The organism is Paenibacillus sp. 01L418, from assembly GCF_056400045.1.
This window is the reverse complement of the sequence record NZ_JBFTSN010000271.1, coordinates 1-8903: the sequence shown is the minus strand read 5'-3', so window position 1 is coordinate 8903 and position 8903 is coordinate 1. Positions and strand designations below refer to the sequence as shown.

Sequence of the window (8903 nt, the reverse complement as noted above, 5' to 3'; positions counted from 1 at the left end):
TACCTCCATTGCTGCTGTCTGTAGAAAAGTCTAATTGATCTAAATATTTGATTTGCCCTTTGGGTTCATTCCCATTAAAGCTCTGAATCCAATTAGGGTCCGTTATAATCCAAAGCTTACCATCCCTAATTCCCCAAGGCTTGCCATCCGCTGAGCTATAAAGCACTTGTGTCGTACTAGTCGCATTCGAATTAAGTACCTGTACCTTTGTTCCATTCTCTAATACCGTAAATTCGTTCGTAAAATAGGAATCAATCTCTGGTAACGCCCCCAGGTTTTTGCGATAGCCCATATACACGGTATTTCGTTTGCCAGCCTTTAGGCTTCCCTGAGCCAATAAAGCTTCACCGTAGATGGTCGTAGCTGGATCGTCCTCCAAGCTGACGACTAGGACTTTCGTGGCTATATTAGGATCAAAAGTAGGCACAACCCATTTATTATCGAAGGTTTGAAGCGTTGCTCCGCCTCGATAATCATTACCTGGGAGTACAACATTACGTCTATTCAACATCCACCAAGTCTCGCCGGCAGGATATACGTAATAGACCTCAGGTCGATAGGTTTCAATATGTGCTAGAGAATCAGGAGCCAGAATCGCATCCTTGTATTCTTTCAGCCAATCGAACTGAATCGGTTTAGCGGTATAATAACCATAAGCTTCCTGGCATGATGTGAAATAATCACAATTAAATAAGAAATCATATATCCCTTTGCTCCCCGCCTCCAGGAGCCTATCAAAATGATTAAACATCGTTTCTTTGTCTGGATATCCCTTTTCGCCGGATTGATATTTTCGGTCCATATTTTCATCCAGCTGCGTTTCCGTCGTCAAAAACCATAAGGTTTGTGCAGATTGTTCGATTTGAGAATAGGTATAACCCGATCTTTCTCTAATTAGATATTCATTATCGCCGTAGATCTCGCCTCCAACGCCAGCAAACCCTCCAGTCTGCTTATCATTAATAAAGTATTTCCTTGTAGTTCCAGAAAGCTTAAATACAACGGGTACATCAACGACATTTGTAATCGCATCTGAAAATCTCATGAGATAGTCGTTATAGGAACCCTCTCTGAAATCGACAAAATCATCCCATAAAACGCCGCGATAAGCATCCGCTGCATACGTAGAACCTGGATTTCCCTTGTCTACCAAATACAATTGGTTGTTCCAAGCAGCCGATCCTTCTCCCCGTACAATGGGCACTAAACGCGCCGCTGTTTCATAAGATTCAACAGGACTGCTCATTTTCCAAGCCTCATTTAAGGCATCCAATGTGTTATATTTCTGTTTTAACCAATCTACAAATTGTGAACTATAGATGGGGGAGTCAAACAGATAACCTTCATCTCCGTTGTATATTCCTGATTCGTTCGTAACAGGATCAACAAACAGTCTGAAATTGGGACCCCAGGTGACCTTGCTAAGCGTGTCTACCATACTATTAATAATCAAATCTCCTGCATCCCAAATATTCCTTAAAGTATGGCCAGAGTACTTAACCTTAGGTGTAAAATAAACGGTATAGGCCGTTTGGTTCGCACTCGGAAGAACAACATTTGCATGCAGCTCGAGCGTAGCTGAATCCACTTTGCGAATATTCTCTTCACCGGATTGAATAACCTCGCCTGTCGTCGGATTCATGACCACATACAGCGCCGACATCGCATCCACATAACCTGAAATTTGAAACGTGGGTACCGTTAAGGTGACTTCTCCGCTATCCACGATATTCTCTTTCTTCAGCACGCCCGCTCCTTCATAGGCTCTCGGCATATAAGCGGAAAGGGTCAACCCTTGGGCTCCTTGTACCTGCAGGCCATAAGTAAAGCCTTCCTGGTCTAAGTAATCCAGCATTTTTTGCCATGCCCATGCCGGAACCTCCATGACAGCCGTATTGATATACATATCCATTGCCCCATGTGCCTTCATATATTGCAGTACTTCAACATCCTTATCCCAATTTGCTTTATTGATTGCAGGATCTGTTTTGGAGTAAAAGAGCAAATAATCCGAAGTAAACATACCACCGATCGGTACGAATGGTTTACCATCCCAAATCATCGTATGCGACTGGTTAGCATACCAGAAATGAGATTGTCCCAGCTTTTCATCGGTAAAAGTACCGTGTGTTAATGGCTTGTAGTCCGTATTGGACGCAGCGACTGTCACTTCAACTTGCCCCGCTGTTTCCTGCTCTGCTTGTAATTTGTGGAGACCCCATGCCACAGTATAGCTGTCAGCAGGCACTCCTTCAGGCAGTGTAAAACTAAACGATGCCTGAGCTTCCACATTAGCTTGGAGCTCGGAAGTATTCACAGCTGCAATCTCGGCAACATACCAAAGCACATCGCCCTTATAAAGGCTTAAATATCCCGTCGTATCAAAATCTACGGCTTGATTCAAAGCATACGTTACATTTCCTGCATAGGATCTAGGGCTGGCTTGGTTCGGCTGAACCTGCAGATTAGCTATCGTTGCCTTTAGCATCGGCACCGCAGCATTCGTTTCTTCTTGTTCAATATTCAAATGGCCTACTTTAACCGATTTCTCGCCATTAACTGCATTATCGTAAGAAATATCTACAATGCCGGTACGGATTTCGTTTTTTCCTTTTGGAGCATTAAACGGAACCGTTAATTGAATCGTTTCCGTATGCTCCTCACCAGCCGTCCAAGATGTTTTATTAAACTCTTTAACCGCCCTTGATACAACTTCCCCCTCATATACTAATTCAACGAAGAAGCTAAGGCTTGCATTGACTGGGGCAATGGCTTTATTCGTAACCGTAACGCCTACTTGCTCTTCTCGATTCACCAACGATTTATCTAACGCGCCTGTTACGTATTCATATTTAACGGCTGCCTTATCAAAAGGTTTGCTTAATCCATTCGGCTGCCACCCCCAAAGGGCAGGCACAACGGCGATTGCATCGATGCCATGATTATACAAACCGTCGCTTGCTCCTTGTCTTGGCGTATTCGTTAAAAACGTGAAGTCATGCTGTCCTTGGCTCAGATCCGCGCTGCTTAATTTGTGCCAATAGAAAGGCATGCCCTCAGCAACAAAGATGGAGCCGTCTGTCACAACAGGCGGGGTTGTATAGGAGCCCTCGTCCAGCTTCCAGTTCCAAGGAGACATCCAAATGCTCAGCCCCGTAGCTAACGCCCAGATATCATAGCTTCCTGTTTCTGGTATATCCACTTGATACTGCGCAGTTGCCGAGGTACCTGGTGTATTGGTTTGCAGCAAGAGATAAGTGCTTCCGCTTGCCTGTGACTCAGCCGCTCCATGATAACCCCCTTGTGCAGAATGAGCGTTTTCTCCTTCCATCCATAAATAATTTTCTTCGTCTGACGGTTCAGGTACAATGGGAGCCGTTGGTTTACTCAGACCATCCGGCTGCCATTCCCAATCAACAGGTACGACGGCGATCGCATCGATGCCTTGATTATATAGACTATCGTTCGCCCCCTGCCGAGGAGCGTTTGTTAAAAATGCTAGGTTGTGCTGCCCCTGAGTCAGCTCGGTGCTATCTAGTTGATGCCAATAAAAGGGCATCCCCTCCGAAGCGAAGACAGCTCCCTCCGTGACAACGGGAGGTGAATGATATATGCCTTCGTCCAGCTTCCAGCTATAAGCGGACATCCAAAGACTCATACCTGTCGCCAGCACCCATATATCGTAGCTTCCGGTTTCTGGTATATCGACTTGATACTCCGCAGTCGCTGATGTATCGGGCGTATTCGTATGCAAGGCGAGGTATTTCCCTCCGCTTGCCTGCGATTCATCATTCCGATAATAACCCCCTGGAGAAACAGATAAATAATCTTCCCCTTCTGTCCACAAGTAAGCATCCGCCCCTGAAGAAGTATCCCTTAAAGTACTTTCGTTTGAAGCTGCGCCATTCGATATGACCGGTAAGCTTGAAAATAATAAGAGAAAGACAATCGTCCATGTCATCCCCTTTTTAAAAGCCTTAAACCTCTTGCTCCTCATGATTAAAACCCCTCTCCTTTTATTAAAGCGCTTTCATTAACCATGATATGATTTCAGCCCCATACGGTAAATGGAGGATTCGAAAGTTGCAGGGGGAATATTTCACATTCGGACCRCTTGGCAAAACCACTCCATTGCTCTATCGTTTATATCCAGCTCATGAGCTCCATCAACTACTTCTCTCGACAATCGATGCATGATATTCAGCTGCCCATAAGGCACGGCTAGTTTATCAAGCTCTTTAAGCGCATGTGCATAGTGGAACAGTTCATCCTTTTTACCCACCTCAATATGCAGAAATCGCGGACAAATTAATCCTGCTATTTCTGCGTCTAGAAACTTATTGCCAGCATTAAACCAAGTAAAATCAGACCAATCATACCTAAAGCGATCGTTGAAAAAGCAGGATGAATACGCCGCCTTAATACGAGTATCCGCTGCTGCTGTAAAGAGGGTATAAAACCCGCCATAGGATAAACCAATCATACCGACTTGGTCAGCGGCGATATCATTCCGTGATAATAAATAATCCAAGCTCCGCTGAATTTTATAGATTTCCACCGCAGCAATAGAGCTGCCCACCTGCTTTAATTGTCTATCGATAGACGCCCTGTCATACGGAGGACCGTATTCCCCTTCCTTCCAGAGCAGAAGCTGTGGCGCAAATACAGCGATGTTCCTTTGAAGTACTCTTCGCGTCATATCATGATAGTTCGTGGGACCATAGAAACTGGAACATAATTCCGGCGTGCCTTCTCCTCCATGCTGTGAAATCACGAGAGGAAAAGGCCCCTCCGTCAGTGGCAGGAATAACAGGCCGTACGTCGTCAGACCATATTCCCCTTCAACCATAACCCTGTAAATTTTGCTTAAACGATCTTGGGCAACCCATTCAACCCGAGCAATAGGTATTGATGAATCTAGCGCTGGATCACTCAGCGGCCATCCTAACATCGCTTTGAATTTCTCACGATAGGGTTCTAGTCCCGCTTCGTACGTATCTATCGATGAGGTATCCGGGCGGAAGAACTCCGCCCGATTCTGATTCCCAGTTGCACGCATTCGCTTGATGAGATGATCGAATTCGATCTTTTGTTTCTCACGATACCAGTTTCCGATATCTGGATCTTCTCCATATAAGTCGTTCTTAGAACCGCTCATTCCATCACAGCTCCTATTCTTCTGACTCCATCATGCTTACTTCTGACAGTATTTTGTCTGTCACGTTTAATTTGAACGTTTTAATTTCAAACTTTCCTAGTGTGATTACCTGCTTCATATTCAATGAAGGAATGTGAAGCTCTGTCGTTCTGCTTTGGCCCGTCGGTTCAAACAAACGAATGATATAATCCTCGGATCGTTCCGCTTTCTTGAATGTCGTTACTAGAATGCTCGAATCACTCAGGATCAGAGATGACTCTGGTCGTTGTCCGGTTCCAGGAGGGAAGAAGGAGAGCGCAAATGGCTTTTCGTTAACCGTAAGCGCATCGCGATCCACAGTCGTCAGAAGCTCTGAAGCTTTTCCCGCGTTAAACCAGAAACGGTACACTCTTTCTCCTTGGTCGATTCGATTGGAATAACGATCCTGCGGCATGATCGTTCGATCATGAATCGGATGCCCTGTGTAGCCTGGAGAGCGAAGCAACGAAAGACGCATCTCCCCATTGGCATAATCAGAACCGTACGTTCCATCATTCATTTCGATCATCACAAAATCATTTTCTTGATCATGGACAGCTGTCCATTTTTGGGCGACAACCTCTTTACCATCTGAAGGCAGATCATCCATACCATACGCCACTTGACCCTGATATTTTGCTTGCTCATAAGGGGTCGGAACGGAAAGCTTCAGCATTTTGCTTTTCTCGTTCCAATGCACGCGGAGCTGCACTTCAATAAGAGTACCGCTCTTAGGCAATTTATAGGTTTGCACGACAAAAGAATCATGATAGTGAAAGATAGCTTCTATGACTGTCCTCACTTCTCCGTCTTCAATAACACGCACAGACTCCAGCATCTGCTCCGTCACCCCAGAGAACTGTGTCCCTTCACTCGCGGACATTAATGCAAACACGCCTGCCACTTGGCGAAAGCTTTGTACGTTCATTCCCCAAGCATCATCATCGTCTTCGATAACTAAGGGCATGAATGCTCCAGGTTTTACCGCATCAATTCCATGCACCCGATAACGATCTATTAATCCGGTTTTACAGTTAACAATCACCTCCATTTCTTCGTTTTGAAACGTTATGCGATGATTGTGAGTTTTAAGTTCCAGCTCGGGTTTTCTCGGTAAAACTTCCAATTGAACATTAAAACGATTCATTTGGCCTGGAGCGAGAACGGCCTGAAATACGGTACGTTTACGCCAATCCAAATTAAGGTTGCTCTGCTCCTTTTCCGCCTGTGATGGAAGACGAACTCCCTCTTGATAGACAACAGGAAGTGAGAACTCATCGTTCCAGTTCTGATCGGATAATTGAAACTCGCATTCCACGATGGTTGAGATAGGGTACGGGTGCGGATTATAAACCAAAATAGGAATCTCGCCTTCATCCGCTTTGCGTTGTCCCTTGGCAAGCGCAAAGAAGGTTTTGGCTTTCAATCGAGAAATGATTTCGAGTCCATGATCAACTAAACGCAAGGAAGCCTCCTCTACGGGTTGAATAGAAGAACCCGGAAGCACATCATGGAATTCCGTGACCATGAGATCACATAAAGCTTCATGAATGTCATCATAGGGATAGCTCGTTAGACTCAGAAGAGCAGCGTGCGAAGCCATCTTTTCCAACATATAAATTTCATTTTCCAACAGCCGGTGCTTTTGTTTAATCCGGATTTGTGAAGTGTAGCATCCAACCGCCCATGGATTAATATCCGATTTATGATGAAGAAGCTCTATACCACTCTCTTTTAATTCTTGGAAATAAGCTTCCGGGGTGGAATGCAGGATTTGAGTATCCTGGCTGGATGAAATCAACTCCTGCAGTTGAACGAGATCCAATCTGGATGGCCCTCCGCCATGATTGCCAATTCCCCAGAGTAAGGAAGCAACAGGGTTATGCTGTTTTTTCTCCAGCCACTCCTTCACTTTATGATCGGCCTGACCTTTGGGGGAATTGTACATCTCAAGCGCACGATGCCCAATAATCTCTGAACCATCATAGCCAGTCCAAATGAAATCCTCTCCAGGCAGCTCACAGTTAACCGGATCAGGACGACAAAATAGGTAGGAATCGAAGCCCGATTTTTTCATAATTTGTACAAGTCCCCGCGTATGTCCAAACGGATCGAAATTAATTGCGGTCGTGGGGTAGGAATCGAATTTTTCTTTGAAATAGAGTCGACCGAGGAGCATCTGGCGAACAAAAGATTCACCTGATGGCATATTACAATCTGGCTGCAAGTACCACCCGCCCATGATATGCCATTTCCCCTCCCGAACAAGCTTCTGAATACGCACGAATAACTCGGGCTCGTACTCCTCTACCCATTTGTACAGCGTAACCTCGTTATGGTTGAAAATAAATCCATCAAAGATCTCACACAGTTCAGCGGCAACTCGGAAGGTAGAAATRGCCTCTGCGGCTCCCTCCTCCCACTCCCAAAGCCATACCGGGTCCAGATGGGCATTGCAGATGAGATGAAAATTTTGCATGTTAAAGCCCCCTATCCCAGTTCAAAACCACACCCAGACAGGGTTTATTTTTATCCGAAATTAGTTTCCATGCCTCTGTAGCTTGCTCCGCTGGAAACTGATGCGTAATGAGTGTTTCTGTCTGCAGCCAGCCCTCTTCTATCCCACGAATCGTCTCATTCATTCTTTGATTATCCCAGCCCGAGGGATTGTGAAGAGTAACTTCCTTCTCCCGTAGAGATTGGATATCAATTCTGCCATCCGTCCCTAGGAACCCCGCTGAAACCAGATGTCCGTTATGACGCAGGTAGGGAAGACATTCGTAGACCGCCGTGAGCGAGCCTACCGTATCAACAATAATGGAGAGATCGGGATTAAGCGAAGAAAGCTGCTCGCTTGCGTCGTTCTTGGAAGTGTTCATTGTGAATGCTTCATCCGGAAGCAGCGCTAACCGATCCTCATGTCGACCCAGCACGGTAACCTTTGCCCCCCTGTGGATTAAGGTTTGAGCTGCCCATTGGCCGACAAGACCGTCGCCAATAACGACGGCCTGATCCCCTTCCTTCACCGGTGGCCGAGAGCCGCAATTATAGCCAACTTGTGTAAGCACAAGCCCAGCAAACGCCACAGGGCTCATCCCGTCTGGAATTTTCCATACTTGGTTAACGTCCGTTACCGCTGGGCTGACATGGCCTCCTTCACTAAATGCCATTCCCTTTACTTTGCTTACCGTGGCAAATACGCGCTCACCTGCTTGAAACCCCTCTACCTGATCACCCAACGCTCTAATTTTACCGACCTTTTGATAGCCGTTGATCTGTGGAAATGGCAAAGCATCACCCTCAAGGTATGGGACTTCTCCCGCGATTCGTTCGCCCTTTAGGAAGGAAGATTCCGTTCCAATACTAATCCAAGAATGCTCCACGTCGATGACGATATCACGACTCCCTAGCTCAGGAACGGTTACCTCTTGATATTCAACCTTGCCTTTATCAACGAATACAACACCATAGCCTTTCATTGCCAGATCCCCTCCGCCTTGTATATTGGACTTAAATCTCGAAATCGGTTTGTGGATAAAAATATACCTTAATCGCTTCCTGCTTATTTAATAAATCAACGGCTTCCTGATACCGATCAAACGTATAATGATGAGTTTGCAAACATTCCATGTTTAATTTCTTATTTCCCACCAGGTCGATTAGCAGCTCATGATCCCTTGGACCAACATTGCGGTATTTATAAGATTCCAGCTTCATTCCCTTGTAC

General features: G+C 45.6%; 4 protein-coding genes and 1 pseudogene. All 5 read right to left on the bottom strand.

What is annotated here, in order from left to right:
- A partial coding sequence (locus AC1DSE_RS24380) for a hypothetical protein (RefSeq protein WP_477528315.1) occupies positions 1-3997 on the bottom strand: 3997 nt, incomplete at its 3' end.
- Between the two features lie 102 nt (positions 3998-4099).
- The gene (locus AC1DSE_RS24375) at positions 4100-5158 is read right to left on the bottom strand and encodes a dienelactone hydrolase family protein (RefSeq protein WP_477528314.1); all 1059 of its coding nucleotides are present in this window, start codon (positions 5156-5158) and stop codon (positions 4100-4102) included.
- 13 nt (positions 5159-5171) lie between these two features.
- Positions 5172-7655 (bottom strand): glycoside hydrolase family 38 N-terminal domain-containing protein, encoded by a 2484-nt coding sequence (locus AC1DSE_RS24370; RefSeq protein ID WP_477510869.1) that lies wholly within the window; start codon positions 7653-7655, stop codon positions 5172-5174.
- 1 nt (position 7656) lies between these two features.
- Entirely contained in the window at positions 7657-8655 is a 999-nt protein-coding gene (locus tag AC1DSE_RS24365; RefSeq protein ID WP_477510870.1) for a zinc-binding dehydrogenase, read from the bottom strand.
- Between the two features lie 31 nt (positions 8656-8686).
- Positions 8687-8903 (bottom strand): annotated as a pseudogene (locus AC1DSE_RS24360) (hypothetical protein); the annotation flags it as partial.

Bases quoted from the DNA above. Each gene is read 5' to 3' on its own strand.
- AC1DSE_RS24365 (WP_477510870.1), bottom strand. From the start codon at position 8,655: ATGAAAGGCTATGGTGTTGTATTCGTTGATAAAGGCAAGGTTGAATAT.